This is a genomic window from Streptomyces scopuliridis RB72 (assembly GCF_000718095.1).
GTDB classification, from domain to species: Bacteria; Actinomycetota; Actinomycetes; order Streptomycetales; family Streptomycetaceae; genus Streptomyces; species Streptomyces scopuliridis.
The window spans coordinates 98,134-123,275 of record NZ_JOEI01000031.1; the positions used below are offsets into that span (position 1 = coordinate 98,134).

At 69.9% G+C, this 25,142-nt stretch carries 26 protein-coding genes, 1 tRNA gene and 1 riboswitch; of the genes, 8 read left to right on the forward strand and 19 right to left on the reverse strand.

Features of this window, described 5'->3' with window-relative positions; genetic code table 11:
- Nucleotides 1–4: 4 nt before the first annotated feature.
- The 3 genes from IF11_RS39575 to IF11_RS0130785 form a co-directional block, all read right to left on the reverse strand.
- Nucleotides 5–931, reverse strand: a complete 927-nt coding sequence (locus tag IF11_RS39575; protein WP_078491009.1) for a YDG/SRA domain-containing protein — start codon at nucleotides 929–931, stop codon at nucleotides 5–7.
- 144 nt (nucleotides 932–1,075) lie between these two features.
- Nucleotides 1,076–2,059, reverse strand: a complete 984-nt coding sequence (locus IF11_RS0130780) for a hypothetical protein (protein WP_030355060.1) — start codon at nucleotides 2,057–2,059, stop codon at nucleotides 1,076–1,078.
- Between the two features lie 79 nt (nucleotides 2,060–2,138).
- Entirely contained in the window at nucleotides 2,139–2,999 is an 861-nt protein-coding gene (locus IF11_RS0130785; protein ID WP_051746376.1) for an alpha/beta fold hydrolase, read from the reverse strand.
- A gap of 165 nt (nucleotides 3,000–3,164) precedes the next feature.
- On the opposite strand from IF11_RS0130785, the gene IF11_RS0130790 reads away from it, so the two are divergent.
- Nucleotides 3,165–3,446, forward strand: coding sequence for a hypothetical protein (locus IF11_RS0130790; RefSeq protein ID WP_030355062.1), 282 nt, complete (start codon nucleotides 3,165–3,167; stop codon nucleotides 3,444–3,446).
- Nucleotides 3,447–3,597: 151 nt separating this feature from the next.
- Here IF11_RS0130790 and IF11_RS0130795 read toward each other — a convergent pair whose 3' ends face one another.
- Nucleotides 3,598–5,079, reverse strand: a complete 1,482-nt coding sequence (locus IF11_RS0130795; protein WP_078491011.1) for a DUF445 domain-containing protein — start codon at nucleotides 5,077–5,079, stop codon at nucleotides 3,598–3,600.
- A gap of 266 nt (nucleotides 5,080–5,345) precedes the next feature.
- Between IF11_RS0130795 and IF11_RS0130800 the strand changes: the two genes are divergently transcribed.
- A complete protein-coding gene (locus IF11_RS0130800) occupies nucleotides 5,346–6,680 on the forward strand; it encodes an SGNH/GDSL hydrolase family protein (protein ID WP_030355064.1) in 1,335 nt (444 codons plus the stop codon).
- Nucleotides 6,681–6,865: 185 nt separating this feature from the next.
- Here IF11_RS0130800 and IF11_RS0130805 read toward each other — a convergent pair whose 3' ends face one another.
- Genes IF11_RS0130805 through IF11_RS0130820 form a run of 4 tightly spaced genes read right to left on the reverse strand, consistent with a single transcriptional unit; the run spans nucleotide 6,866 to nucleotide 10,403 of the window.
- Nucleotides 6,866–7,606: a DUF1707 SHOCT-like domain-containing protein gene (locus IF11_RS0130805; RefSeq protein WP_030355065.1), complete on the reverse strand. Its 741-nt coding sequence runs from the start codon at nucleotides 7,604–7,606 to the stop codon at nucleotides 6,866–6,868.
- Between the two features lie 32 nt (nucleotides 7,607–7,638).
- Complete coding sequence (locus tag IF11_RS0130810) at nucleotides 7,639–8,613, reverse strand: ABC transporter ATP-binding protein (RefSeq protein ID WP_030355066.1); 975 nt, start codon at nucleotides 8,611–8,613, stop codon at nucleotides 7,639–7,641.
- 58 nt (nucleotides 8,614–8,671) lie between these two features.
- Nucleotides 8,672–9,610 (reverse strand): ABC transporter permease, encoded by a 939-nt coding sequence (locus tag IF11_RS0130815; RefSeq protein ID WP_420894599.1) that lies wholly within the window; start codon nucleotides 9,608–9,610, stop codon nucleotides 8,672–8,674.
- The gene (locus tag IF11_RS0130820; RefSeq protein ID WP_030355068.1) at nucleotides 9,603–10,403 is read right to left on the reverse strand and encodes an ABC transporter permease; all 801 of its coding nucleotides are present in this window, start codon (nucleotides 10,401–10,403) and stop codon (nucleotides 9,603–9,605) included. Before IF11_RS0130820 ends, IF11_RS0130815 begins: the two co-directional genes overlap by 8 nt.
- A gap of 289 nt (nucleotides 10,404–10,692) precedes the next feature.
- Between IF11_RS0130820 and IF11_RS0130825 the strand changes: the two genes are divergently transcribed.
- The gene (locus tag IF11_RS0130825; RefSeq protein WP_030355069.1) at nucleotides 10,693–13,152 is read left to right on the forward strand and encodes a transglycosylase domain-containing protein; all 2,460 of its coding nucleotides are present in this window, start codon (nucleotides 10,693–10,695) and stop codon (nucleotides 13,150–13,152) included.
- A gap of 46 nt (nucleotides 13,153–13,198) precedes the next feature.
- On the opposite strand, the gene IF11_RS0130830 is transcribed toward IF11_RS0130825, so the two are convergent.
- The 3 genes from IF11_RS0130830 to IF11_RS0130840 form a co-directional block, all read right to left on the reverse strand.
- Nucleotides 13,199–13,519 carry a DMT family transporter gene (locus tag IF11_RS0130830; RefSeq protein WP_030355070.1) on the reverse strand — a complete coding sequence of 107 codons (321 nt, stop codon included), beginning with the start codon at nucleotides 13,517–13,519 and terminating at the stop codon, nucleotides 13,199–13,201.
- A 34-nt stretch (nucleotides 13,520–13,553) separates the two neighbouring features.
- Nucleotides 13,554–13,618, reverse strand: a riboswitch (guanidine-III (ykkC-III) riboswitch).
- Between the two features lie 25 nt (nucleotides 13,619–13,643).
- Nucleotides 13,644–13,946 carry a GroES family chaperonin gene (locus tag IF11_RS0130835; RefSeq protein ID WP_051746386.1) on the reverse strand — a complete coding sequence of 101 codons (303 nt, stop codon included), beginning with the start codon at nucleotides 13,944–13,946 and terminating at the stop codon, nucleotides 13,644–13,646.
- 85 nt (nucleotides 13,947–14,031) lie between these two features.
- A complete protein-coding gene (locus tag IF11_RS0130840; protein ID WP_030355072.1) occupies nucleotides 14,032–14,352 on the reverse strand; it encodes a DUF3618 domain-containing protein in 321 nt (106 codons plus the stop codon).
- A 137-nt stretch (nucleotides 14,353–14,489) separates the two neighbouring features.
- On the opposite strand from IF11_RS0130840, the gene bcp reads away from it, so the two are divergent.
- The 3 genes from bcp (at nucleotide 14,490) to IF11_RS0130855 (ending at nucleotide 16,814) form a co-directional block, all read left to right on the forward strand.
- Complete coding sequence (gene bcp / locus IF11_RS0130845) at nucleotides 14,490–14,957, forward strand: thioredoxin-dependent thiol peroxidase (RefSeq protein WP_030355073.1); 468 nt, start codon at nucleotides 14,490–14,492, stop codon at nucleotides 14,955–14,957.
- 125 nt (nucleotides 14,958–15,082) lie between these two features.
- The gene (gene proP / locus IF11_RS0130850) at nucleotides 15,083–16,579 is read left to right on the forward strand and encodes a glycine betaine/L-proline transporter ProP (RefSeq protein ID WP_030355074.1); all 1,497 of its coding nucleotides are present in this window, start codon (nucleotides 15,083–15,085) and stop codon (nucleotides 16,577–16,579) included.
- Between the two features lie 151 nt (nucleotides 16,580–16,730).
- Nucleotides 16,731–16,814: transfer RNA gene (locus tag IF11_RS0130855), tRNA-Leu, on the forward strand.
- Between the two features lie 47 nt (nucleotides 16,815–16,861).
- Here IF11_RS0130855 and rdgB read toward each other — a convergent pair.
- The 4 genes from rdgB to IF11_RS0130875 form a co-directional block, all read right to left on the reverse strand.
- A complete protein-coding gene (gene rdgB / locus IF11_RS0130860; protein ID WP_030355075.1) occupies nucleotides 16,862–17,464 on the reverse strand; it encodes an RdgB/HAM1 family non-canonical purine NTP pyrophosphatase in 603 nt (200 codons plus the stop codon).
- A 47-nt stretch (nucleotides 17,465–17,511) separates the two neighbouring features.
- Nucleotides 17,512–17,910 (reverse strand): hypothetical protein, encoded by a 399-nt coding sequence (locus tag IF11_RS0130865; RefSeq protein ID WP_030355076.1) that lies wholly within the window; start codon nucleotides 17,908–17,910, stop codon nucleotides 17,512–17,514.
- A 123-nt stretch (nucleotides 17,911–18,033) separates the two neighbouring features.
- On the reverse strand, nucleotides 18,034–18,765 hold the full coding sequence (rph, locus tag IF11_RS0130870; RefSeq protein WP_030355077.1) for a ribonuclease PH: 732 nt from the start codon (nucleotides 18,763–18,765) through the stop codon (nucleotides 18,034–18,036).
- Between the two features lie 88 nt (nucleotides 18,766–18,853).
- Nucleotides 18,854–19,192: a PTS sugar transporter subunit IIB gene (locus IF11_RS0130875; RefSeq protein ID WP_078491012.1), complete on the reverse strand. Its 339-nt coding sequence runs from the start codon at nucleotides 19,190–19,192 to the stop codon at nucleotides 18,854–18,856.
- Nucleotides 19,193–19,326: 134 nt separating this feature from the next.
- Here IF11_RS0130875 and IF11_RS0130880 point away from each other — a divergent pair, with 134 nt between their 5' ends.
- Together IF11_RS0130880 and IF11_RS0130885 are read left to right on the forward strand one after the other, a co-directional pair.
- A complete protein-coding gene (locus IF11_RS0130880; RefSeq protein WP_030355079.1) occupies nucleotides 19,327–20,610 on the forward strand; it encodes a PTS transporter subunit EIIC in 1,284 nt (427 codons plus the stop codon).
- A gap of 151 nt (nucleotides 20,611–20,761) precedes the next feature.
- The gene (locus IF11_RS0130885) at nucleotides 20,762–22,045 is read left to right on the forward strand and encodes a PTS transporter subunit EIIC (protein ID WP_030355080.1); all 1,284 of its coding nucleotides are present in this window, start codon (nucleotides 20,762–20,764) and stop codon (nucleotides 22,043–22,045) included.
- Nucleotides 22,046–22,129: 84 nt separating this feature from the next.
- On the opposite strand, the gene IF11_RS0130890 is transcribed toward IF11_RS0130885, so the two are convergent.
- From IF11_RS0130890 to IF11_RS43035, 4 genes are all read right to left on the reverse strand, one after another.
- Nucleotides 22,130–22,882 (reverse strand): MBL fold metallo-hydrolase, encoded by a 753-nt coding sequence (locus tag IF11_RS0130890; protein WP_030355081.1) that lies wholly within the window; start codon nucleotides 22,880–22,882, stop codon nucleotides 22,130–22,132.
- 770 nt (nucleotides 22,883–23,652) lie between these two features.
- Complete coding sequence (locus IF11_RS0130895) at nucleotides 23,653–24,603, reverse strand: PLP-dependent cysteine synthase family protein (protein WP_030355082.1); 951 nt, start codon at nucleotides 24,601–24,603, stop codon at nucleotides 23,653–23,655.
- Nucleotides 24,603–24,905, reverse strand: a complete 303-nt coding sequence (locus IF11_RS0130900) for a MoaD/ThiS family protein (protein ID WP_030355083.1) — start codon at nucleotides 24,903–24,905, stop codon at nucleotides 24,603–24,605. Before IF11_RS0130900 ends, IF11_RS0130895 begins: the two co-directional genes overlap by 1 nt.
- 101 nt (nucleotides 24,906–25,006) lie before the next feature.
- On the reverse strand, nucleotides 25,007–25,120 hold the full coding sequence (locus tag IF11_RS43035) for a putative leader peptide (protein WP_326612102.1): 114 nt from the start codon (nucleotides 25,118–25,120) through the stop codon (nucleotides 25,007–25,009).
- Between the last annotated feature and the right edge of the window lie 22 nt (nucleotides 25,121–25,142).

Consider the following 25,142-nt stretch of genomic DNA (forward strand, 5'->3'; position numbering starts at 1 on the left):
GATCCTAATCCAGTATCCGCCAGAGTCGGCGATGGGCTCGAACAAACCGCTGCTCGATGCGGTGTTTCTCTACCGTCCTCAGCGGTACTGAACGAGGAGCAGAGCCCTCCGCATATCGATCAATCACTTGTAGGTCATCGGTCAAGTAGAGAGCCCCACGATCCAGTCGAACATGGCAGTTGGGACACAGGCTCAGAACGTTGCCATCAATGTCAGGCCCACCATCCGGCCCTCCGAGAGGCTGGATGTGCGCCCCTTCCACATAGCTGGCACCGTCGGCCCCCACCGTCAGGGCGAGCGCACAGATTTGGCACGTGTATCCGTGCCACCGCTTTACCCTTCGCACGACCTCGGTGTCCCGAACGATCCGCTCAACTGTCGTAGTCCTCCTACGCGGAGCACCACGAAGCGCCTCTTGCACCTGCTGTTCGAGGGACGTGAGTTCCTGCTCATCGTCCGTGAGACGAAGCAGTTTGTACCGGCAGATCTGGAAGCCAGCGTTGCCCTTCTCGATCCAGCAGTCCACTACCCCATACAGCCCGTCATACCTGTATCCGTTGACAGGTGAGAGGCTCTGCTCACCGTCAGAGCCGCGGATGACACGGACCGGGTAGCCCTTGATCTGGCTGCGCCGTAGGCCGGAGTTCCCTCGGTTTTCCCACGATTGATTCTCTATCTGCCGCCCGGTGTTCCGGTTTCGACCGCCGGCACCCGTATAGAGCACCTCACTCCACAGATCACGATCGTCTTCGTAGCCATTGTTGAGCACAATCGCGTCAGCCGCGCGCTCTCCCTCGTCGTCCAGTCCCCACGAGATCCCGGCTTCACGCTCTTTGTGAAGCTTGGCTTCCTTGACATCTTGCCGGGTTGCGAAGTGAGCACCGGGGAGGATGTTGTCAACGTGTCCAAAGACAGCTCGATACGCAGCCATATGAACATGCTGCCTACAGATTGATCGATTCTGATCAGTTCTATCGCACGAGTGGAACGAGTGACTGAAAGTAGACCCTGTTTGGCTTGATCGGCGCTCAACACTATGACTGCGATGAGGGTTGAGAGAGCTCAGGCGCCAGAGCTAGAGGTACGGGCGGATGATGATGTTCGGGGGGTTTGGGCGGGATTTGGCCAGGTGGAGTTTGGTGCGGATCGCAGCTACCAATTCGTCGGGGTGGTCGCGGATCAGGGCTGGGGCCGCGCTGGTGACGTTGATGCCGTGGGACTCCAGGAGCAGGCGGCGGCGGAGGGTGGTGCGGTATTCGGTTGCGCCCAGGTGGTATTCCTCCGAGTCGACCTCCAGGGCCACCCCCGCGAACGGCCAGTAGGCGTCCGGTCGGGCAAGGAAAGTGCCCGTCGGGGTGAAGAGGGCCGGGTTCCAGAGGGCGTCCGGGAGGCCGGCGGTGCGGAGGGTGGTGCGGGCCTGGGCTTCGGCGATGGAGCGGACGCCGGCGCGGAGTTCGTCCAGGGCCGTGCGTACCGCCGGGTTGCGGAGGGCGTGGGAGGCGTGGAGTTCGGCGCGGAGGTCTTCCGGGTGGCAGCTGCATCGCTGGACCGTCGTCGCGAGGATCGCGCGGATCCGTTCCGGCGAGGGCTCGCGGGCCGCGAAGTCGGAGGCCGCGCGGACCGGGCGTACGCAGGGGATGCCGTCGACCAGGAGGGTCGGTGGCCAGCGGCTGGTGCGGCGCAGGTGTACGTACGACCTGTCGCGCAGGCCGCGGCGCGCGGCGACCAGGACGTCGGCGCGGTCCGTGCCCGCGTCCCGTACCCCGTACAGGGCGAGCGCCGCCTCGCCGGTCAGGACAGCTTTCGTGCCCGAGAGGGCGATCGTCTCCGTGTCCGCGTAGAGGACGGCGGCGAGCAGCCGTTGACGCAGGTCAGGAGCGCCGGTCTGTATCAGGACGACGCCGGGCAGTGGGCGCTGCCAGGGGCCGGACGGTGCGCAGCGGGCGTTGGTGGTGCTGGCGGCCAGGCCGGTGGCGCGCAGTTGGCGGGTGGTCGCCAGGCGGCGCTGTGTACGGGACAGCTGGGCGATGGCCGCGTCGGCGGCGGTGGTTCGGGGCATGGGGGTTCCGTGCCCATGCCGGACCCAAAGCGGACACGCGTCGGCGGACTGTGACGATCTCTTGCGTCCTCCGTAGCGTTCAAGGCATATGGTCAGATTGGGATGTGGATGTGTCAGCCCCGGCATGGGTGTGGGCCAGAAACGCTTCGATCGCCTCGTGCAGCGCCCCCGGCTGGTCCAGGTGGACATCGTGGGCCGCGGACGGGATGACTCGTAGCTCCGTCCTCGGGCGGCGCACCCGCATCTCCATAGCCTCCGCCTCCGGCATCCAGCCCGACTCGCCGCGCACGACAAGCGTCGGGCAGCGCACCCGTGACCACTCCTCCCAGAAGGAGCGGCGGGCGTTCTCCGCGACGCAGGCGACCATCACCTCCCGGTCGACGCGCGGGCGCAGACCGTCCGGGTGTTCCGCCAGGCCCGCCGCCCACGCGCGGCCGGCTGGCCCGCCGCCGAAGAACGCCGTCGCCGCCTCGATGGACGCGAAGGGGATCGGCCAGGAGTCCAGCCAGCCGCCGATACGCGCGGGCAGCTCCGGGTTGGGGCCCTTGGGGCCCGCCTCGATCAGTACCAGGGCACCGAACAGCTCCGGATGAGCCGCGGCGGCGAGCATGGCCGTATGGCCGCCCAGCGACTGGCCCACGAGGACGGGCCGGTTGAGCGCGAGGTGTTCGGCCACCGCCACCACGTCGCGTACGTGCGCCGCACGCGAGACGTCCGCCGGGCGGCGTTCGCTCGCGCCATGGCCGCGCGCGTCGTACGCGACCACGCGGTGCGCGGGCCGGAGCAGCCGTACGAGCGGGTCCCATTCGGCGGCGTGGCCCGCCAGGCCGTGGAGGAGGAGTACGGGCCGCCCGGTACCGGCCCCGTCACCACCGCTGTGGTCGAAACACGCCAGCCGTACGCCGTCGCCGCTCGGCACCGTTCTCGTCGTGTTCCCCATAGCGCCGACGGTCCCATGGCCCGCTCCCGGTACCACAACCGTTTCTCGTTAGGCTCGACGCATCGATCACATCAACAGCACGCAAAGGCGGCAAAGGTGACAGCGACTGCGACTGCGACATCGACAACGTCCGCGACCGCGACCGCGAGGATTCCGGCGGCGGCCGTGGCGGCAGGCGGGCTCGTCGGGGGTTACGGGATCGCCCGGTGGACCAAGAAGCGCCCGCTCGGCGGGGTCGCGCTCGCCGCCGCCGGCACCGTGGCCGCGCGGCAGTGGCACCGTACCGGCGGGACCAAGGCGGCTGTCGGGCTGAGCGTCGCGTACGTCGCCGCCTTCGCCGGGTCCCATCCTCTCGCGAAGAAGATCGGCGCCTGGCCCGCCGTCTTCACCGTCGCGGGTGGCGTCGCCGTCGCGTCCTGGGCCGTCAGCCGCCGCGCCGGTGGATGACCCGGCTACTCGTTGAACGGTCCCGCCCCGCCCTCCGTACTCAACAGCAACTCCCCCACGGTGGCTGGGCGCGTGAACGGACGACAGGGTCCGGATCACGCGTCCAGCGCTTTTTCCGCGCCCAGCGCTTCACCGGGCGCCCAGCGCTGCCTCACGCGCCCAGCAGATGGGACACCGTATAGATCAGCAGGCCCGCCAGCGCACCCACCACCGTGCCGTTGATCCGGATGAACTGGAGGTCGCGGCCGATATGCGCCTCGATCTTCCTGGAGGTGTCGGTGGCGTCCCAGCTCGCGACCGTGTCCGAGATCAGGGAGGTGATCTCACCGCGGTACGTGGTGACGACATACGCCGCCGCGTCCTCGATCCACCCGTCCAGCTTCCCCTGGAGCCGGGCGTCCGTCGCCAGCCGCGAGCCCAGGGAGAGGAGCGAGGCCCGCGCCCGCAGGCGCAGTTCGCTCCGGTCGTCCTCTGCGGCCGACATGATCATGGCGCGTACGGAGGCCCAGGCCGAGGCGATGATGTCCTGCACCTCGGGGCGCGCCAGCAGCTCCGACTTCAGCCGCTCGACCCGCGCGCGGGTGTCCGTGTCCGACTGGAGGTCCGCCGCGAAGTCCCGCAGGAAGCGGTCGATGGCGCCCCGCGCCGGGTGGGCCGGCATGTCGCGCATCTCGGTGATGAAGCGCAGCAGTTCCTTGTAGACGCGGTCGCCGATCCTGCGGTCCACGAAGCGCGGCGTCCAGCCCGGCGCCCCGCCCTGGACCGCGTCCATGACCGAGTCACCGTGCTCCACCAGCCAGTCGTGCGCGCGGGCGCAGATCAGATCGACCGCGCGGTGGTGGGCGCCGTCGGCGACGACCGAGTCCAGGGTCTTGCCGAGCCCCGGCGCGATCTCCACCGCGTCCGCGCGCCGGGTGATCGCCTCGCCGACGACCGCCTGGACGTCCGAGTCCCGCAGGACGGTCAGCGCGCCGCGCAGCGCCGTGGACAGCTCGGCGGTGACCCGGTCCGCGTGGTCCGGCTCCGCGAGCCAGGTGCCGAGCCGGCGGCCGATACCGAGAGCGCTCAGCCGGTTCCGTACGACCTCGGCCGAGAGGAAGTTCTCCCCGACGAAGGCGCCGAGCGACGTGCCCAGCTGGTCCTTCTTGTTCGGGATGATCGCGGTGTGCGGGATGGGCAGACCGAGCGGATGCCGGAACAGCGCCGTCACCGCGAACCAGTCGGCCAGCGCGCCCACCATGCCCGCCTCGGCCGCCGCGGCGACGAAACCGGTCCAGCCGCCCAGACCGGAGTTCTTCCCCCAGGTGGCGAGCACATAGACCAGGGCCACCAGCAGCAGCAGACCGGTGGCGGTGGTCTTCATCCGGCGGACGCCGCGCAGTTTCTCCTCGTCGGCGGCCGTATAGGCGAAGGCGGGGAGCCCCGAACGCTTTCCGGTCCCGGACGGCCGCGGCGCACCGGACCCACCGGCCCCACTGGACCCACCAGACCCACCGGACGAGCCGGACGAGCCGGACGAGCCGGACCCACTGGATCCCCCCGGCCCACCATCTGCCCCGGCCCCCGCCGGCAGGCCCACGCCGCCGCTGACGCCGCCGCCCTCCACCGCTCTCTCCGGATCTGTACGTTCCATCCGCTCCACCCGATCCACCCGATCCACGTAAGCCGGTCCGCGTAAGCCCGTCCGCGTAAGCCCGTGCGCGTAAGCCCGTGCGCGTAAGCGCCATGCTCAGCGCACTCTGCTCAACGCTCCATGCTCCCGTTCTCGTGCCCCGCGCACCGCCCCCACCGCATTGTCCCTGCCTGACGTACTCCCGGGGCGCACGTCGAGTTCCCGCGTGATGTCGGATGATGTGTTCTGTACGGAGTGATGAGGGAGACACGGGGGACTCGGGGGCTATGACCAGACATCGCGGATTTGCCCTGCTCGGGGCGCTGGTCGCGGTGGTGGCGCTGGTGTGCGGCGTCATCATGGCCGGGTACGGGCTACTGGACAGCGGCTCGCGCGCGAACGCGGGCGGCAGCGGCGCCGATGGCTCCGGGGACCCTCGTACGCGCGGACGCACCCCCGTGGGGACGGCCGCGCCCGCCTCCGCCGACAACTGGACCGGCACCTGGGCCGCCGCTCCGGCGGGCGCCGAGCCGGGGGCGCCGGTCGGTTATCCCGGGCGTTCCATCCGTAACGTCGTGCACACCAGCATCGGCGGCACCAGCGTCCGGATCACCCTCTCCAATCTCTACAGCCCCGCCCCACTGCTGATAGGCGGCGCCTCGGTGGCGGTCGGCGAGGGCGGGGGCGGCCCCGAGGCGGTCGCCGGGACCATGCGGCAGCTGTCCTTCGGCCGCCGGGCGTCCGTGACCATACCGCCCGGCGGGCAGATCGTCAGCGATCCCGTGGCGCTGCGGGTGCCGTACGACGGCGATCTGCTGGTCACGCTCCACACCCCGCGCGCCGGCGGGCCCGTCACGTACCACCGGCACGCGCTCCAGACCTCGTATCTCGCCGACGGCGACCGTACGCGGGACCTCGACGCGTCCGCGTACACCCCGTCGCGCAGGGTCTGGCGCTATCTCACCGCCGTCGATGTCCTCAACCGCGAGGCGCGGGGCGCGGTCGTCGCCTTCGGTGACTCGATCACCGACGGGGTCGGCTCCGGCTACGAGGCGAACCGCCGCTGGCCCGATGTGCTCGCCGCGCGCCTGCGCGACCAGCACATCGGCGTGCTCAACGAGGGCATCGGCGGAAACCGCGTCCTGAGTGACGCGTCATCGCAGCGCAACGGCGCGAGCGGACTCGACCGCTTCCGGCGTGACGTACTCGACCGGGCCGGTGCCAAGGTCGTCGTCATCGACCTCGGCATCAACGACATCCTGCGGGGCCGCGAGACCGACCCCGCCAGGATCACCGCCGGGCTGCGCGAACTCGCCCAGCGTGCGAAGGCACGCGGGCTGCGCGTGATCGGCTCGACGCTGACCCCGTTCGGCGCGCACCGCGGGTACAACGCCCTCACCGAGTCCGTACGCGACCGGGTCAACGAGGAGATCCGCTCGGGCCGGGTCTTCGACGAAGTCGTGGACTTCGACAAGGCGGTACGCGATCCGTACGCGCCCGACCGGATCAGGCCGGTGTACGACTCGGGGGACGGGCTGCACCCGAGCGACGCGGGGTACCGGGTGATGGGCCGTTACCTGAGTCTCCGGCTGGTGGAGGACCGGGCACCGGCCCAGCTGTGAGCGTACGGCCCCGACGGTGACGGCCCCAACCGGCCCCGACAGCGCAGGCGCCGCGACGGTGACGGCCCCGGCAATGACGCCTACGGCAGCACAGGCCGCGACGCCGCAGGCCCCGACGCCGCCGCACCCCGACGCCGCCTCGCCTCGGCCCTGCCCTGCCCTGCCCCTATCAACTGCCCCTGCCGTCAGTCCAGTTCCTTGCGGTCCGCCTTCTTCTCCAGCTTCTGGCGCCTGCGCTCCTCCTTGAGCCGGCGCTTCTCCGACTCCCGCACCTTGCGCTCCACCCCGACCCCGCCCATCAGCGCGAAGCCCGTGACGATCACCCGCGGCGACCCCGGGCTCGCCGCGCCCTCGCCCGCCTCGCCGAAGCCGCCCATCAGCCCGAAGCCCCTGACCTCGACGTCCATGTCCGGCGGTACGGTGACATGCACCCCGCCCATGATCGTGAAGCAGCGGATCACCACATCGCGGTCCTCGAACCGCGCCTCGCGCAGATCGATCTCGCCGCCCGCCTGGAAGACGACGGCCGTGAACTTACGGCCCACCGTCCACGTCCCCCTACGGCCGAAGCCGCCCCAGAACGCGAAAGCACCCTTCGAGGTGGCCGGCTCCCGGCCGATCCGGCTCTGCCAGTTGCTCACCTCGCCGGCCGAGCCGCTCGCCTCGCGCCCGGCGACGGACGCGTCGGCCGCGAGCGCCACATCCGTCGTCGTCCCCGGCGCGGGGAGGTCCCGTACCAGCGGCGCCAACTCGCCATGGGTGCGCGCCTTGAAGGCCGACTCCAGGCGCTCGTCGAACTCCTCCATATCGAGCCGGCCCTCGGCCACGGCCTCGCGCAGCCGCTCCGCGACCCGCTCCCGCTCGGCGTCGGAGGCACGCGTATCAGGGCGCGGGTAGGGCGGCGGATCAGGCCGGTCGCTCGTCATGCGAGCAGACTAGTCAACGGGTGCGGCTCACGTCACACAGCTGATCGATCGGCATACATCTTGGCGATGACCGCCTCGATGTCCGGCTCCCGCACCGACAGGTCCACCAGCGGATATTCCGCCGCGATCCGGGCGACCAGCGGCGCCGCGGACTCGGCGGCGGGGAAGGCCAGCCACTGCCGCGGCCCCTCCACCCGTACCGCCCGCGCCCCGGGCACCTCGATCGGCGGAAGCTCGCGTTCCAGGTCGACGACGAGTGTCCGCTCGCTCTCCCCCACCTCGTGCAGTCCGGCCAGCCCACCGTCGTACAGCAGTCGCCCGTGGTCGATGACCATCACCCGCTTGCAGAGCTGCTCGATATCGGTCAGATCGTGGGTGGTCAGCAGGACCGTCGTGCCGCGCTCCGCGTTCAGATCCCGCAGGAACTCCCTGACCTTGGCCTTGGAGATCACATCGAGGCCGATCGTCGGCTCGTCCAGATACAGGACCTCCGGGTCGTGCAGCAGCGCCGCCGCGATATCGCCGCGCATGCGCTGGCCGAGCGAGAGCTGCCGTACGGGTACGTCCAGCAGCTCGGCCAGATCGAGGAGTTCGACACAGCGCTCCAGATTCACCCGGAACCGCGCGTCCGGCACCCGGTACATCCGGTGCATCAGCCGGTACGAGTCGATCAGCGGCAGATCCCACCACAGCGTCGTCCGCTGCCCGAAGACCACGCCGATGCGCTGCGCCAGCCTCGTACGCTCCCGGGACGGATCGATGCCCGCGACCCGCAGCCGACCGCCGCTCGGGGTCAGAATGCCGGTGAGCATCTTGATGGTGGTGGACTTGCCGGCGCCGTTCGGGCCGATGTAGCCGACCATCTCGCCGCGCGGCACGCGGAAGCTGATGCCGTCTACCGCCCGCACCTGATGCTTCTCGCGGCGCAGCAGACCGGCCTTGCGGCGTACGTCGAAGACCTTCTCGACGCCGTCCAGCTCGATGAAGCCCGTGCCATCCGTACTCATAAACGCTCCGCCCCGATTCATTCTGTACGACCTGTACGCCTCCGCGCCCCGCCGGCCCCTAGCTCCCCGTACTCCGATACGCCCTCAGCCCCGCCCGCCACGCCACCCCCGCCAGCGCGCAGCACACCACCGCCACCAGCGGCGGCAGGAACGCGGCCAGATCCGGCAGCCCCAACGGGTCCTCCCTGCCCAGGACATACAGCGCCGGGATCCAGTTGACGAAGGCCAGCGGCACCACGAACGTCACCCCGCGCACCAGATCCTTCGCGAAGAGCGTCGGCGGGTACTGCAACAGCGTCGTCCCGCCGTACGTGAACGAGTTCTGCACCTCGGAGGCGTCCTGCGCCCAGAACTGGAACGCGGCGCCCGCCACGAACACCGCCGAGAAGATCGCCGCCCCGCTCAGCACCATCATCGGGAGCATCAGCGCCCGCGTGACCGTCCAGTCGATGTCGACCGTCAGCAGGGCGTAGCCCAGCACCAGCAGCCCCTGCGCGATCCGGCCGAGCCGGCGCAGCGCGAACCGGTCGGCCGCCACCTGCGCCAGTACGGGTACGGGCCGCAGCAGCAGCGTGTCGAGCGTGCCGTCCCGCACCCGGCGCCCCAGCCGGTCCATGGAGCCGAGCGCCAGATCGGAGAGGCCGAAGGCCGTGGCGGACGTCCCGTACAGGAAGGCCACCTCGGGCAGCGAGTAGCCGCCCAGCGCGTCCACGTGCGCGAACATCAACAGGATCGCGACGAAGTCGAAGGCGGTCGCCGCGAAGTTCCCGAACGCCGTCATCACGAAGGACGCGCGGTACGCCATCGTGGACCGCATCCACATCCCCACGATCAGGCCGTACGCTCGCAGCCCGTCGCGCAGGGCGGCCCGCCGCGACACGCGCGGAATCCACGCCTCCGCGGCCGGAACACCCTCCGCCCGCGCTTCGACGGACGCCTCGACGGACGCCTCACCCGACGCCTCGACTGACGCCTCGGTGATCGCCTCCTCAGCCACCCTGGACCACCACCCTCCGTGTCGCGACGGTCTGGAGCAGCCGCCCCGTCGCCAGCAGGGCCAGCGCCCAGCCGGCCTGGAACGCGTACGCCCCGGCCAGGTCCCACCCGGTGTGCTTGCCGAGGAAGACATCCGCAGGGACCTGGAGCAGCGACGACCAGGGCAGCGCCCGCGCGACCTCCCCCAGCACCCCCGGGAAGAGATTGAGCGGCAGCAGCAGCCCGGAGAAGAACATCCCCGCCAGCATCGCCATCTGCGCCGCGCCCGCACCGTCCATCAGCCAGAACGCGGAGAGCGCGACCAGGAAGCGGATCGCGAAACTGACGACCACCCCGAGCATCACGGCGAACAGGAACGCCAGCCAGGTCAGCGGATCCCGCGGCAGCGCCAGTTCGAAGGCGAACGAGCCGAGCACCATCGGTACGATCCCGCGCCCCAGCAGATGGAACGCCGCCCGGCCCAGGTCCCCGGCCATCCACCACAGCTGGAGATCGGCCGGCCGGTAGAGGTCGACGGCGATGTCACCCGTGCGGATTCGCTCGATCAGTTCGTCCTCGAAACCGCCGCCCATCATCGCGCAGGTCATCAACAGCGCCTGGCCGAGCCACACATAGGTGACGGCCTGGGAGAGGTCGTAGCCACCGAGGTGCGGCCGCTCGTCCCAGAGAGCTGTATAGGTGTACGCCATGATGAAGCCGAAGACGGTGTTGGTGAACACCCCCGCGAAGGTGGCCACCCGGTACGTCGCGTAGCGGCGGAACCCACCTGCGGCCACTACTGCGTACAGCCGCACGACAGCCCCCTCCCCCACACGATTCCCCCGCGCCATCAGCGCGTCGTCGGCCTCCTGGCACCAAAGCGAACGACCCTAGCCCACGGGGACCCGCTGTCGCGACCGGTTATCCGGCTGTCGTTACTCCCCCGATCTGTCCGCGTTTCATGGGAGTACACAGCTTTCATGCCAGTAGGCAGCGTTTCCCAGAGGTACGCAGCGTTTCTTGGGTCCGCACCGCGAATCGCCTGATACGACACCGTTAGGCCGGAAGTGAACCGCCGGCCGCGGCCGAGGAGTCTCCACTGATATGAGTGACGAGCCACAGAAGCACGGCTGGGAGCAGCGCTGGTCCCCACGGGACCCCTCGGCCCCCCACTCCGCCCCCGGCCGGCCGGGCGGGCAGGCCGGGCGCCCCGCGCGTCCCCGCACCGGCTGGCGCAGAGCCCTCCCGACCTGGCGCACGCTGTTCGGCGGACTCCTGATCTTCGTGCTCGTCCTCATGGGCGGCCTCGTCGTGGGCTACAAGCTCGTCAGCATCCCGCCCGCCAACGCCGCCGCCACCGCCCAGTCCAATGTGTATCTGTACGCGGACGGCACGCAGCTCGCCCGGGACGGCGAGGTCAACCGGGAGAACGTCAGGCTCGCGCAGGTGCCCAAAACCGTGCAGCTGGCCGTACTGGCCGCCGAGGACCGCGGCTTCTTCAACGAGCCCGCCGTCGACCCGCAGGGCATGGCCCGCGCCGCCTGGAACACCCTCACCGGCAAGGGCACCCAGGGCGGTTCCACCATCACCCAGCAGTACGTCAAGAACTACTACCTCGGTCAGGAACAGACGATCGTCCGCAAGACCAAGGAGTTCTTCATCGCGATCAAGCTCAACCGCGAGGCGACCAAGGGGCAGATCCTCCGGGGCTATCTCAACACCAGCTACTTCGGCCGGAACGCGTACGGCGTCCAGTCCGCCGCCCAGGCGTACTACGGCAAGGACGTGGAGGACCTCAACACGGCGGAGGGCGCCTATCTGGCCTCCCTGCTCAACGCCCCCAGCGAGTTCGACGTCGTCGTCCACCCCGAGAACAAGCCGGCCGCCCTCGCCCGCTGGAACTACGTCCTCGACGGCATGGTCAAGGAGGACTGGCTCAGCCCCGCCGACCGCCGCACGATGAAGTTCCCGACGCCCGGCGAGATCAGGCACGCCGGCATCGGGCTCTCCGGACAGCGCGGCTATATCGTCCAGGCCGTCGAGGAGCATCTCACCGGCAACAAGATCATCGACGAGAAGACGCTGGCCGCCGGCGGCTACCGGATCACCACCACGCTCGACCGCAAGAAGCAGAACGCCTTCACCGCCGCCGTCAAGCAGCAGGTCACCTCACAGCTCGACGCCGGCCGCAAGGCCGACCGCAACGTCCGGGTCGGCGGCGCCTCCATCGATCCGAGGACCGGCAAGGTCGTCGCCATGTACGGCGGCATCGACTACACCAAGCAGTACGTCAACAACGCGACGCGCCGCGACTACCAGGTCGGCTCCACCTTCAAGCCGTTCGTCTTCGCCGCCGCCGTCGAGCACGGCTCCGAGACCCAGTACGGCGAGCCGATCACCCCGTTCACCGTCTACGACGGCGACAACCAGCACATGGTCGAGGGCCCCGACGGCGAAACCGGCTACTCCCCCGCCAACGAGGACGACACCGACTACGGGCCCATCTCCGTACGGACCGCTACCAACTACTCCGTCAACGCCGTCTACGCGCAGATGGCCCAGGACGTCGGCCCCGGCACGGTCAGGAAGACCGCCGTCGCCCTCGGTCTCCCCGAGAACACCCCCGACCTGACGGCGACGCCCTCCATCGCGCTCGGCCCGGCCACCGCCTCCGTACTGGACATGGCGGAGGCGTACGCGACCCTCGCCAACCACGGCAAGCGCGGCATGTACACGCTGGTCGACAAGATCACCAGGAACGGTACGGACGTCGCCCTGCCGAAGCGGAACGTCACGCAGGTCATCAGCCGCCGGGCCGCCGACACCACCACCTCCATGCTGCGGAGCGTCGTCGACGACGGCACCGGCACCGCCGCCCAGTCCGCGGGCCGCCCCGCCGCGGGCAAGACGGGCACGGCGGAGGAGGACAAGGCGGCCTGGTTCGCGGGCTACACCCCGGACCTGGCGACGGTCGTCGCGGTGATGGGCGCCGACCCGGTGACCGCCGCGCAGAAGTCGTTGTACGGGGCCCTCGGCCAGGAGCGCGTCAACGGCGGCGGAGTGCCGGCCGAGATCTGGGGCCGGTACACGGCCGCCGCTCTCCGCAACAGCGGGGCGCGGGAGTTCGATCTGCGGCTGGATGAGGACTCCGAGGAGGAGTGGTCCTCCGACGACGAGCAGGCGGGCCCGCCCGGCAAGGCGAACGGGTCACACCGGCCCGGCCCGCATGGCGCGGCGGAGGGCCGGGCCCCGGGGCAGTCCCCGGAAGAGACGAACGGCCGGACGCAGGACCGGCCGGGTGCGGGCGGCGCGAACGGCGGCCCGGCCCACGGCCGGACGCCCGAGCAGGACCGGAGCCCGGGACGGCCGGCGGGGCAGACGACCGGTCAGTCCCAGGGCCGGCCGACGGGACAGTCCGACGGCGGCGCGGCCAAAAACGGCGGCGCGGGCGGAGGACCGGCCGACGGCGGTAAGGGCGGCGGCGCCACCGGCGGGGGCGGGACGGGAGACGCGGACAGCGATCCGGGCGCCCGCACCTCCCTGACCGACGCGCCGGGCACCTGACAGCGGCGGCCCGGCGGGCGATACCCGCGATACCCGCGATGCCGGATCAGTGACCCGACGTCGCCTTCAGCCCCACCACGGCCACCAGCAGCAGACAGACGAAGAAGATCCGGGCGGCGGTCGCCGGCTCCCCCAGCACCACCATGCCGAGCACCGCCGCACCGGCCGCGCCGATACCGACCCACACGCCGTACGCCGTACCGATCGGCAGCGTCTTCGCCGCATGCGACAGCAACAGCATGCTCGCGACGATCCCGGCGCCCGTGAACAGGCTCGGCCACAGCCGGGTGAACCCCTCGGTGTACTTCATCCCGATCGACCAGCCGACCTCAAGCAGACCGGCGACGATCAACAGAACCCAAGCCATGACGGCACCTCCGGCACGAAAAACGCGGACAACAGGTGCGTCGTCTTTCGTTTGACCCGGTACGGCGCGTCTCGTCGGGGTCCCCCCACGGTAGCAAAGCGCCGGAGACCCCTGCCGCGGACGGCTACAGATAGAGCCCGGTGGAGTCCTCGGAGCCCTCGAACCGGTCCGCCGCGACGGCGTGCAGATCGCGCTCGCGCATCAGTACGTACGCCACTCCGCGCACCTCGACCTCGGCGCGGTCCTCGGGGTCGTACAGCACCCGGTCCCCCGGCGTCACCGTCCGTACGTTCTGCCCCACGGCCACCACCTCGGCCCAGGCCAGCCGCCGGCCGACCTCCGCCGTCGCGGGGATGAGGATGCCGCCGGAGGAACGCCGCTCGCCCTCCGGGATGTCCGTCCTGACCAGCACACGGTCATGGAGCATCCGGATAGGCAGTTTGTCGTGGGTGTTCTCGCTCACGCCCCAGAACTTACCTGCCCACGCCGCCGCCGCACGCCACAGGGGCGGATCACGGCTTGCGGCGCCTCGTCGACACCACCAGCAGCCCCACGAGCCCGACCGCCACCAGCGCCACCGGCACCAGCCGCTCCAGCCGCGGCGCGCCGTCGTCCTTGACGAACGGCGCCCGTACGCCGGACAGGGTCCGGTTCACGGCCACGAACGCGCGCCCGGCCGTCTGGTCCACCGTGGAGACCACCCTGGCCTTGGCGTCGCCGACGATCGTCTTCGGGTGCACCCGCACCCCGATCTCGTCGAGCGTCTCGGCGAGCTGCCCGCGCCTGCGGACGATGTCCGCCTCGATCTGCGCCGGGGTCCTGGAATCCGACACCGCGCTGCCTCCGTCGTCGTGTCCGGTAATCCTTCGCCGACAGTCTGTCAGCTCCGTCGTCACCGCACCCGGCGGCACCCCCGATTACGCTCGGCGGCGTACGGCCCGACGTCCATCCCGCTCCACCGAGGAGAACCATGAGCGAGCGCCTCCAGCCCGGCGACACCGCCCCCGCCTTCACCCTGCCCGACGCCGACGGCAACGACGTATCGCTCGCCGACCACAAGGGCCGCAAGGTCATCGTCTACTTCTACCCGGCGGCGCTCACCCCGGGTTGCACCAAGCAGGCCTGCGACTTCACGGACAACCTCGATCTGCTGGCCGGCGCGGGCTACGACGTCATCGGCGTGTCCCCCGACAAGCCGGAGAAGCTCGCGAAGTTCCGCGACAAGGAGAGCCTCAAGGTCACCCTGGTCGGCGACCCCTCCAAGGCCGTCCTGGAGACGTACGGGGCCTTCGGCGAGAAGAAGATGTACGGCAAGACCGTGACCGGCGTGATCCGCTCGACGATCATCGTCGACGAGGACGGCAAGGTCGAGCAGGCCCTCTACAACGTGCGGGCCACCGGCCATGTGGCGAAGATCATCAAGGACCTCGGTATCTGAGGTCCCGGCATCCGACGGTTCGCTGTGACCGAGGTCCCACTTCGGCGGGACCTCGGTTTGCGATCGCCACGACCGCGCAGAAGGTTCCCTTGGACTGACTCACCCGAGGAAAGGACCACCACGCCATGGCCGGCCAGGAGCACGAAGAGACGGCCGACCCCGCCGCGGTCAAGCGCCACCCGGCCCTCTTCCGCACCATCAGACAGCGCAAGAACCCCAAACTGCGGCGGTCCGACATCACCGTCACCGACGAGGCGGCGGTCAAGCGGGCGGTGAAGGCGGCCTCTCTGGGCAACGCCATGGAGTGGTTCGACTTCGGCATCTACAGCTATCTCGCCGTCACCATCGGGCATGTCTTCTTCCCGTCGGGGAATTCGACGGTCGAGCTGCTGTCCTCGTTCGCGACCTTCGCCGTGGCCTTTCTCGTACGGCCACTCGGCGGCATGTTCTTCGGCCCGATGGGTGACAGGGTCGGCCGTAAGAAGGTGCTCGCGCTGACCATGATCATGATGGCGATCGGCACCTTCGCCATCGGGCTGATCCCCTCGTACGCCTCGATCGGGTTCTGGGCCCCGGCCCTGCTGATCTTCTTCCGGCTGGTCCAGGGCTTCTCCACCGGCGGCGAGTACGGCGGCGCGTCCACGTTCATCGCGGAGTACGCCCCCGACAAGCGCCGGGGATTCTTCGGCAGCTTCCTGGAGTTCGGCACCCTCGCCGGATACATCGGCGCGGCGGGCCTGGTCACCGCGCTCACCGCGGCGCTCGGCTCCGACGGCATGCAGACGTGGGGCTGGCGCGTCCCGTTCCTGATCGCGGGACCGCTGGGGCTGGTCGGCCTCTATCTGCGACTGCGGCTCGACGAGACGCCCGCGTTCCAGAAACTGGAGTCGGACAGCGCGCACGCCTCCGAGGCGGCGGACTCGGTGGAGATCACCACGAAGGAAGACCTGGCCAGGATCTTCCGCCAGTACTGGCCCTCGCTGATCCTGTGCATCGCGCTGGTCGGCGCGTACAACGTCACGGACTACATGCTGCTGTCGTACATGCCGACGTATCTCTCCGACGAGCTGGGCTACAGCGAGACGCACGGGCTGCTCATCCTGCTGGCCGTGATGGCCTTCCTGATGCTGATCATCAATCAGGTCGGCAAGCTCAACGACCGCTTCGGCCGCAAGCCGCTGCTGATGGCGGGCATGCTCGGCTTCCTCTTCCTCTCGCTGCCCGCGTTCCTCCTGATCAAGCAGGGCGGCATCCCGGCGATCACGGCGGGCGTCCTGATGCTCGGCCTGTCCCTGGTCTGCCTCCTGGGCACGATGTCGGCCGCGCTCCCGGCGCTGTTCCCGACGGAGGTCAGGTACGGCTCGCTCTCGGTGGGCTACAACCTCTCCGCGTCCCTCTTCGGCGGCACGACCCCGCTGGTGATCACCGGCCTGATCGGCCTGACCGGCAACAACCTGATGCCGGCGTACTACTCGATGGCGGCGGCGCTGGTGGGCGTGATCGCGGTGGCCTGCATGAAGGAAACGGCCCAGCGCCCGCTGGACGGCTCACCCCCGTCGGTCGCGACGGAGGCGGAAGCAGTGGAACTGGTGGAGTCGCAGACCCCGGAGCCCAAGTTCTGACGCTTGCCGCGTACGTGCACTCTCCACGGCGGCGTTCGTTACTCAGTGCGACGCCGCGAACACGCGGCCGTACGGAGGGGAACGCGCATGCCGGCCCGACATCCCGCACGTACCGCCATAGCTGTCGGCCAGTTACGATGATTGGCGGCGAGCGGCCGTGTCGTAACAGGCAGCCGAGCGGCGCTTAGAACGCCGTGGGAGTAATCCCGTGTGGGTTCGAGTCCCACCGGCCGCACATGACAGAGGGGCCGCTCACAACCTGTGAGCGGCCCCTCTGCGACGTCAGCCCAGGAGCTCCCGTACCACCGGGACCAGTGCCCGGAATGCCTTGCCTCGGTGGCTGATCGCGTTCTTTTCCGCCGGGGAGAGCTCCGCGCAGGTGCGGGTTTCGCCGGAGGGCTGGAGGATCGGGTCGTAGCCGAAGCCGCCCGTGCCGGAGGGGGACTCGCGGAGGGTGCCCAGGAGGCGGCCTTCGACCACGCGTTCCGTGCCGTCCGGGAGGGCCAGGGCCGCGGCGCAGGCGAAGTGGGCGGCGCGGTGGGGTGGGGCGATGTCGGAGAGCTGGGCCAGGAGCAGGTTCAGGTTGGCGGTGTCGTCGCCGTGGGTGCCGGCCCAGCGGGCGGAGAAGATGCCGGGGGCGCCGCCGAGGACGTCGACGCAGAGGCCGGAGTCGTCGGCCACGGCCGGGAGGCCGGTGGCGTCGGCGAGGGCGTGGGCCTTGAGGAGCGCGTTCTCGGCGAAGGTGACGCCGGTTTCCTTGACGTCGGGGATGTCGGGGTAGGCGTCCGCGCCGACGAGGTCGTGGGGGAGACCGGCGTCGGCGAGGATGGCCTGGAGTTCGGTGAGTTTCCCGGCGTTTCGGGTGGCGAGGATCAGGCGGGTCATGCCCCCAGTATCGGACCGGGGTGCCGGACCGGGCCGGGAGGGGCCGGTCAGGGGGTGCAGATCTTGCCGATCTCGGACGCGGCGTCGGTGATGGGCGCGAGGTCGGGGTCGTTGTCGCCGTTCTTGACGGACGTACGGACGTTGTCGACGCCCTTGCCCAGGTCGTCGACCGCCTTGCTGAGGTCCGCGTTGTCGGTCTGGTCCGCGAGCTTGTCGAGCTTGTTGTCGATGTCGCTGAGCGTCTCGTCGATCTGGAGCGGGTTGTCCCCGGCGTTGGAGACGGCCTGCTGGAGGTCGTTGACGCTGCCCGCGATCGCGTCGGCGGTCTGGACGCAGTCCAGCGCCTTGTCGAGGGCGCCGCAGCCTGCGGTGAGCGGCAGGGCGAGTGCCGCGGTGGCGGCGAGTGCCAGGGTGATGCGGCGTCGGCGTATCGGCGCGGCGGACATGGCGCGGTTCCTCCCAGGGTGTGGACGGGCGCACGGTTCGGTCCGTGCGCCCGTGCGGGTGGAGACGCCCCCGGGGGTCTTCTTGGTTGCCTCTTTACCCGGCTGAACCAGGAGGGCCCGGGGTCAGAGGGTCTGGTCCAGCGCCGTGCGCTGGAGCGCGGCGAGGTCGGCGCAGCCGCCGGTGGCGAGGTCGAGGAGCGCGTTCAGCTCCTTGCGGTCGAAGGGCTCGGCCTCGGCGGTGCCCTGGACCTCGACGAAGCGGCCGTCGCCGGTGCAGACGACGTTCATGTCGGTCTCGGCGCGGACGTCCTCCTCGTAACAGAGGTCGAGGAGGGGGGTGCCGTCGACGATGCCGACGCTGACGGCGGCGACGGTGCCGGTCAGCGGGCGGCGGCCGGCCTTGACGATCTTCTTGCCCTGGGCCCAGGCGACGGCGTCGGCGAGGGCGACATAGGCGCCGGTGATGGCCGCGGTGCGGGTGCCGCCGTCGGCCTGGAGGACATCGCAGTCGAGGACGATGGTGTTCTCGCCGAGCGCCTTGTAGTCGATGACGGCGCGCAGGGACCGGCCGATGAGGCGGCTGATCTCGTGGGTACGGCCGCCGATCTTGCCGCGTACGGATTCGCGGTCGCCGCGGGTATTGGTGGAGCGCGGCAGCATCGAGTATTCGGCGGTGACCCAGCCTTCGCCGCTGCCCTTGCGCCAGCGCGGGACGCCCTCGGTGACGGAGGCGGTGCAGAAGACCTTGGTGTCACCGAAGGAGATGAGGACGGAGCCCTCGGCGTGCTTGCTCCATCCTCGTTCGATGGTGACGGGACGGAGCTGTTCGGGGGTTCGGCCGTCGATACGAGACATGGGCCTGAGCCTATAGGGACCTGCGCGAAGGGCCTGTTCCGGTGGTCCGGATCAGGCCCTCGGGGGGTGCTGGGTGGCGGTCAGCGCCTCACATCATGTCTTCGATCTCACCGGCGATGGGGTCGGCGTCGGTGCCGATGACGACCTGGATCGCGGTGCCCATCTTCACGACGCCATGGGCGCCGGCGGCCTTCAGGGCGGTCTCGTCGACGAGGTCGGGGTCGACGACCTCGGTGCGCAGGCGGGTGATGCAGCCCTCGACCTCTTCGATGTTGTCGAGTCCGCCGAGCCCGGCGACGATCTTCTCAGCCTTGGTGGCCATGTCTTTCTCCCTGACTGTCGAACTGACTGTCGAAAAACGCTGTACCGGCCCGGCCCGGGCCCGTTCCGTCTGATCCTTCCGAACCGTTTCGCCACGGTAACGCACGGTTGGACCATCTTCACGGGCGCGCCTTCACCGCGTACCCAATGATGACGATCAACGGCGCCCTGCCCGCGACCGGCCCCCGGGAGCCTATCGCAACTGGTCTACACCAGTCGGGAACGACGGGAGAGCGCCGAATGAGCTCCGAGAGCACGGCAGCGCCGCGGCCGAGGCCGGCGAGGCCGCGGAAGAGCTGGTGGAACGGGCTGTTCCAGGGGCTTCAGAAGATCGGCCGCAGCCTCCAGCTCCCGGTCGCCGTACTGCCCGCGGCGGGGCTGCTGGTCAGTCTCGGGAATCTCTTCGCCGCCTATCTCCACGGTCCGTTCTGGGACAAGACGGCGAAGGTGCTCAGCCTGGGCGGCGGCGCCATCCTGGACGGCGCGTTCGGGCTGCCGCTGCTCTTCTGCATCGGGGTCGCGATCGGCTTCGCCAAGAAGGCGGACGGCTCCACCGCGCTCGCCGCGGTCGTCGGCTTCCTCGTCTACCACGGCGTGCTGGCCGCCTTCCCGGTCGGCGGTTCGGTGACGAAGGCGACGCCCGACGGCGTCCCGCAGAACCCCGGTGTGCTCGGCGGCATTCTGATCGGGCTCCTCACGGCGGTCATCTGGCAGCGGTTCCACCGTACGAAACTGGTTGACTGGCTCGGCTTCTTCAACGGCCGCCGCCTCGTGCCGATCCTGATGGCCTTCATCTGCACCCTCCTCGGCGTGGCCTTCGGGCTGCTGTGGCAGCCGGTCGGGGACGCGCTGACCGCGTTCGCCAAGCACTTGATCGATCTGGGCGCGTGGGGCGCGGGCATCTTCGGGGTCGCCAACCGGCTGCTCATCCCCATCGGCATGCACCAGTTCCTGAACACCTTCTTCTGGTTCCAGGCCGGTGAGTACACCAAGCCGGACGGCACGGTCGTGATGGGCGATCTGACCCGGTTCTTCGCCGGGGACCCCTCGGCGGGCCAGTTCATGTCCGGGTTCTTCCCGATCATGATGTTCGGCCTGCCGGCCGCCGCGCTCGCCATCGCGCACAGCGCCCGCCCCGAGCACCGCAAGAGGGTGACGGGCCTGATGGCCTCCGTCGCGCTGACCTCGTTCGTCACCGGCGTGACCGAGCCGCTGGAGTTCTCCTTCATGTTCGCCGCGCCCCTGCTGTACGGTGCGCACGCACTGCTGACCGGCGCCTCGATGGCGATCACCTGGGCGCTGGGGGTGCACGCGGGCTTCAGCTTCTCGGCCGGCTTGATCGACTACGTGGTCAACTGGCACCTTGACACCAAGCCCTGGCTGATCATTCCGATCGGCCTCTGCTTCGCGGTCGTGTATTACGTGGTGTTCCGCGTCGCGATCAAGGCGTTCGACATCCCGACCCCGGGGCGAGAGCCCGAGGAACTGGAAGAAGCCGTCGAGGAGCAGAACATCAAGCCGTAGCGGCGGACGCGGACTATGGCCCAGGCCACAGTCGTCGCCGAACATCGCCGCCGTGGGTTCCTTATGTGAATCACACCGTGCTACAACTGGTCTACACCACTGATGGTGTAGACCACACGGCCGTGTGCCGTGTTCCCCCTGGAGGAAGTTGATGTCCACGGCCAGCGCCACCGCTTCGGCGGACAAGAAGCCCCCGGCGGGCAAGAGCAAGGGCAGCGGCGCGATGGCCGTGATGCAGCGTATCGGCCGCAGCCTGATGCTCCCCGTCGCCGTCCTGCCCGCCGGCGCCCTGCTGGTGCGCCTCGGCAACACCGACATGCTCGGCCGTGACTCGTTCCCGGCGTTCCTCACCAAGATCGCCTCGTTCATGGCCGCGGGCGGCAACGCCATCCTGGACAACATGCCGCTGCTGTTCGCCGTCGGCATCGCGATCGGCTTCGCCAAGAAGGCGGACGGCTCCACCGCGCTCGCCGCCGTCACCGGCTACCTGGTCTTCAAGAACGTGCTGGCCACCTTCACCGACTCGAATCTGCCCAAGGTCGCGGCAGTGGTCGACGGCAAGATAGTCATGAACAGCGCGCCCGTCGACGCGAAGGTCCTCGGCGGTGTCGTCATGGGCATCGTGGTCGCGCTGCTCTACCAGAAGTTCTACCGGACGAAGCTGCCGGACTGGGCGGGCTTCTTCGGCGGCCGTCGTCTCGTACCGATCCTCTCCGCCTTCGCGGGCCTGGTCATCGGCATCGTCTTCGGCTACGTCTGGCCGGTGCTGGGCGCGGGGCTGCACAACTTCGGAGAGTGGCTGGTCGGGTCCGGCGCCGTGGGCGCGGGCATCTTCGGGGTCGCCAACCGCGCGCTGATCCCCGTGGGCATGCACCACCTGCTGAACTCGTTCCCGTGGTTCCAGGCCGGCACGTACGAGGGCAAGAGCGGCGACATCAACCGCTTCCTGGCGGGCGACCCGACGGCCGGACAGTTCATGACCGGCTTCTTCCCGATCATGATGTTCGCCCTCCCGGCGGCCTGTCTGGCGATCGTCCACTGCGCCCGCCCCGAGCGCCGCAAGGTCGTCGGCGGCATGATGCTGTCGCTCGCGCTCACCGCGTTCGTCACGGGCGTGACGGAGCCGATCGAGTTCACGTTCATGTTCATCGCACCGGCGCTGTACGCGGTGCACGCCGTGCTGACCGGTGTCTCCATGGCGCTGACCTGGGCCCTCGGCATGAAGGACGGCTTCGGCTTCTCGGCCGGCGCGGTGGACTTCGCCCTCAACCTGGGCATCGCGACGAACCCATGGGGGCTGGCGCTGGTGGGCCTCTGCTTCGCGGCGCTCTACTACGCGATCTTCCGCTTCGCGATCACCAAGTTCAATATCCCGACGCCGGGCCGTGAGAGCGACGAGGAACTCGCCGAGTTGCAGAAGGCCGAGGCGAAGTAGCCTCTCCGCACGCTCCGTGGGCCCGGCCGTCGTCAGGAACGGCCGGGCCCACGGCTGTGCGCGGTGACCTCGGCTGCCGGCCGGTCAGATCTCGTACACCGTGCCGGGAACGGCCAGCTCCGCCGGGCCCGCGTACACATCGCGCGCGTCGGCCAGGTTCCGCTCGGCGTCCGTCCAGGGCGGGATATGCGTGAGCACGAGCCTGCGCGCCCGCGCCCGCGCGGCATGGGCGCCGGCCTCACGGCCATTCAGATGGAGCCCGACGACATCCTCCTTGCCGTGCGTGAAAGCCGCCTCGCAGAGGAACAGATCCGTATCCTCCGCCAACTCGACCAGCGGTTCGCAGATGCCGGTGTCCCCCGAGTACGTGAGCGACCGGCCGCCGTGCTCGACCCGGATGGCGAAGGTGTCCACGGGGTGCGCGACCTTCTCCGTCCGTACCGAGAAGGGGCCGATGTCGAAAGAGCCCGGCTTGAGCGTGTGGAAGTCGAAGACCTCGCTCATGGACTTGTCGGAGGGGGTGTCCGCGTACGCCGTGGTGAGGCGCTGCTCGGTGCCCTCGGGGCCGTAGACGGGGATGGCGTCGCAGCGGCCGCCGTCGAACCGGTAGTAACGGGCGACGAAGTAGCCGCACATGTCGATGCAGTGGTCGGCGTGGAGATGGCTGAGGAAAATGGCGTCGAGGTCGTAGAGACCAACGTGGCGCTGCAGCTCGCCGAGGGCGCCGTTGCCCATGTCGAGGAGCAGCCGGAAGCCGTCGGCCTCTACGAGGTAGCTGGAGCAGGCCGATCCCGCGGAGGGGAACGAGCCCGAACAGCCGACGACGGTGAGCTTCATGGAGCGGGAACCTCCGTGGCGTGGAAGGGGGGCGACGGGGGTCGTGCGGTTCGTCGAGCGTAAGGCGCGAAAGGGTGGGTCGCTCCTCCACAGTGGGCCGTTGTGGGGGAACTCACCTGGCCTGTCACCGGTTCGGATGGGGGTTCGCCTCCCGGCGGGGGGCCGTTGTGAGCGGGGCGCGGTGCGCCTCCGGCGGGGGGGGCGTGGTGCGGTGCGCCTCCGGCGGGGGGGCGTGGTGCGGGGGTGCGTTGTGGTGCCGGGTGCCGGGGCGGTGCGCCGTCCGGCGGGGGTGCGGGTGCGTCGTGCTGGTGCCGGGTGCCGGGGCGGTGCGCCGTCCGGCGGGGGTACGGGTCGCGCCGTGCTGGTGCCGGGTGCCGGGGCGGTGCGCCGTCCGGCGGGGGTACGGGTCGCGCCGTGCTGGTGCCGGGTGCCGGGGCCTCCGGAGGTCCGTGTCCGGACTGCTTTCCTCACCGCGCTCCGCGCGAGCTGCGACGCTTTACGTCCGGACACGCACCACGGCCGGGCCGCCTGTGCGGGCAGTGAAGGGGGGCGCGCAGGGGTCGTGTCCGGGACACTAAAGCGTGATTTGTGGCGCGTGACCGCCCGAACCCATCGTCAGGGCTGCTGCGCGCCGTAAACGGCCCCAGGCCACAGACGACCGCACCACGACCCCCCGCCGGAGGCGAACCGCGCCACCCGGCAACGACCCGCACCCGGAAACCGGCCTCAGCCGAAACGCACCCCCGACCACGGCCCCCCGCCAGGAGGCGCTACGCCCAGAGCTGGCCCCGCAGCGTCTCGATCGCCTCTTCCGTCGTCGTCGCCGTGTAGACGCCCGTCGACAAGTACTTCCAGCCCCCGTCCGCGACCACGAAGACGATGTCCGCGCTCTCGCCCGCCTTCACCGCCTTCCGGCCCACACCGATCGCCGCGTGCAGCGCCGCTCCCGTCGAGACGCCCGCGAAGATACCTTCCTGCTGGAGCAGTTCACGGGTACGCGTGACCGCGTCGGCGGAGCCTACGGAGAAGCGGGTCGTGAGGACGGACGCGTCGTACAGCTCCGGGACGAAGCCCTCGTCCAGGTTGCGCAGGCCGTAGACCAGGTCGTCGTAGCGCGGCTCCGCGGCGACGATCTGGATGCCCTCGACGTTCTCGCGCAGATAGCGTCCGACGCCCATCAGCGTGCCCGTCGTGCCCAGGCCCGCCACGAAGTGGGTGATGGAGGGCAGGTCGGCCAGGATCTCCGGGCCGGTGGTGGCGTAGTGGGCGCCCGCGTTGTCCGGGTTGCCGTACTGGTAGAGCATCACCCAGGACGGGTTCTCGGCCGCCAGCTCCTTGGCGACCCGTACGGCCGTGTTGGAGCCGCCCGCCGCGGGGGACGAGATGATCTCCGCCCCCCACATGGCGAGCAGGTCGCGCCGTTCCTGGGAGGTGTTCTCCGGCATCACGCAGACCATGCGGTAGCCCTTGAGCCTGGCCGCCATGGCGAGTGAGATGCCGGTGTTGCCGCTGGTGGGCTCCAGGATCGTGCAGCCCGGGGTGAGCCGTCCGTCCTTCTCGGCCTGTTCGACCATGTGCAGGGCGGGCCGGTCCTTGATCGAGCCGGTCGGGTTGCGGTCCTCCAGCTTGGCCCAGATCCGGACGTCCTCCGACGGTGAGAGCCGTGGGAGCCGGACCAGGGGCGTGTTGCCGACCGCCGCCAGCGGGGAGTCGTACCGCATCAGACCGTGTGCGTGTCGAGCGCGCCGCCGGCCACGGCCGGGAGGATGGTGACGCTGTCGCCGTCGGCGAGCTTGGTGGAGATGCCGTCGAGGAAGCGGACGTCCTCGTCGTTGAGGTAGACGTTCACGAAGCGGCGGAGCTGGTTGTCCTTGGCCGGGTCGATGAGCCGCTCCCGGATGCCGGTGTGCCGGGATTCGAGGTCGTCGAAGAGCTCGGAGAGCGTGTCGCCGCTGCCCTCGACGGCCTTGGCGCCGTCGGTGTAGGTGCGGAGGATGGTCGGAATGCGGACCTCGATGGCCATGGCGTGGGCTCCTGATCGGGAGATGGCGTGACGGGCGCGCGGCTCGGACCCCCGCGCGAGGGGGTGGTGCGAAGACGAAAAGCTGCGCTCGGGGACGTCGCTCAGCCGGCAGCGCTGGGACAGATGGCACTGGCGAGGCGGCACAGATCGACGTGCAGCCGCGCCACGAGCAGCGGGGTGCTCGGCGTCTTGTCGCTCACGTCGTGGAAAACCATGCGGTCATCGTATCGATTCCCG

Excerpts from the sequence above, each read along its gene's own strand:
- IF11_RS43035 (WP_326612102.1), bottom strand. The coding sequence starts at position 25,120 with ATGGTTTTCCACGACGTGAGCGACAAGACGCCGAGCACCCCGCTGCTC.
- IF11_RS0130865 (WP_030355076.1), bottom strand. The coding sequence starts at position 17,910 with ATGTCCGCCGCGCCGATACGCCGACGCCGCATCACCCTGGCACTCGCC.
- IF11_RS0130785 (WP_051746376.1), bottom strand. The coding sequence starts at position 2,999 with ATGGGGAACACGACGAGAACGGTGCCGAGCGGCGACGGCGTACGGCTG.
- IF11_RS0130830 (WP_030355070.1), bottom strand. The coding sequence starts at position 13,519 with ATGGCTTGGGTTCTGTTGATCGTCGCCGGTCTGCTTGAGGTCGGCTGG.
- rdgB (WP_030355075.1), bottom strand. The coding sequence starts at position 17,464 with ATGACCCGCCTGATCCTCGCCACCCGAAACGCCGGGAAACTCACCGAA.
- IF11_RS39575 (WP_078491009.1), bottom strand. The coding sequence starts at position 931 with ATGGCTGCGTATCGAGCTGTCTTTGGACACGTTGACAACATCCTCCCC.
- IF11_RS0130825 (WP_030355069.1), top strand. The coding sequence starts at position 10,693 with ATGAGTGACGAGCCACAGAAGCACGGCTGGGAGCAGCGCTGGTCCCCA.
- IF11_RS0130795 (WP_078491011.1), bottom strand. The coding sequence starts at position 5,079 with ATGGAACGTACAGATCCGGAGAGAGCGGTGGAGGGCGGCGGCGTCAGC.
- IF11_RS0130890 (WP_030355081.1), bottom strand. The coding sequence starts at position 22,882 with ATGAAGCTCACCGTCGTCGGCTGTTCGGGCTCGTTCCCCTCCGCGGGA.
- IF11_RS0130800 (WP_030355064.1), top strand. The coding sequence starts at position 5,346 with ATGACCAGACATCGCGGATTTGCCCTGCTCGGGGCGCTGGTCGCGGTG.
- IF11_RS0130880 (WP_030355079.1), top strand. The coding sequence starts at position 19,327 with ATGAGCTCCGAGAGCACGGCAGCGCCGCGGCCGAGGCCGGCGAGGCCG.
- IF11_RS0130895 (WP_030355082.1), bottom strand. The coding sequence starts at position 24,603 with ATGCGGTACGACTCCCCGCTGGCGGCGGTCGGCAACACGCCCCTGGTC.
- IF11_RS0130780 (WP_030355060.1), bottom strand. The coding sequence starts at position 2,059 with ATGCCCCGAACCACCGCCGCCGACGCGGCCATCGCCCAGCTGTCCCGT.
- IF11_RS0130835 (WP_051746386.1), bottom strand. The coding sequence starts at position 13,946 with ATGCTCCATGACCGTGTGCTGGTCAGGACGGACATCCCGGAGGGCGAG.
- IF11_RS0130885 (WP_030355080.1), top strand. The coding sequence starts at position 20,762 with ATGTCCACGGCCAGCGCCACCGCTTCGGCGGACAAGAAGCCCCCGGCG.
- bcp (WP_030355073.1), top strand. The coding sequence starts at position 14,490 with ATGAGCGAGCGCCTCCAGCCCGGCGACACCGCCCCCGCCTTCACCCTG.
- IF11_RS0130810 (WP_030355066.1), bottom strand. The coding sequence starts at position 8,613 with ATGAGTACGGATGGCACGGGCTTCATCGAGCTGGACGGCGTCGAGAAG.
- IF11_RS0130900 (WP_030355083.1), bottom strand. The coding sequence starts at position 24,905 with ATGGCCATCGAGGTCCGCATTCCGACCATCCTCCGCACCTACACCGAC.
- rph (WP_030355077.1), bottom strand. The coding sequence starts at position 18,765 with ATGTCTCGTATCGACGGCCGAACCCCCGAACAGCTCCGTCCCGTCACC.
- proP (WP_030355074.1), top strand. The coding sequence starts at position 15,083 with ATGGCCGGCCAGGAGCACGAAGAGACGGCCGACCCCGCCGCGGTCAAG.
- IF11_RS0130805 (WP_030355065.1), bottom strand. The coding sequence starts at position 7,606 with ATGACGAGCGACCGGCCTGATCCGCCGCCCTACCCGCGCCCTGATACG.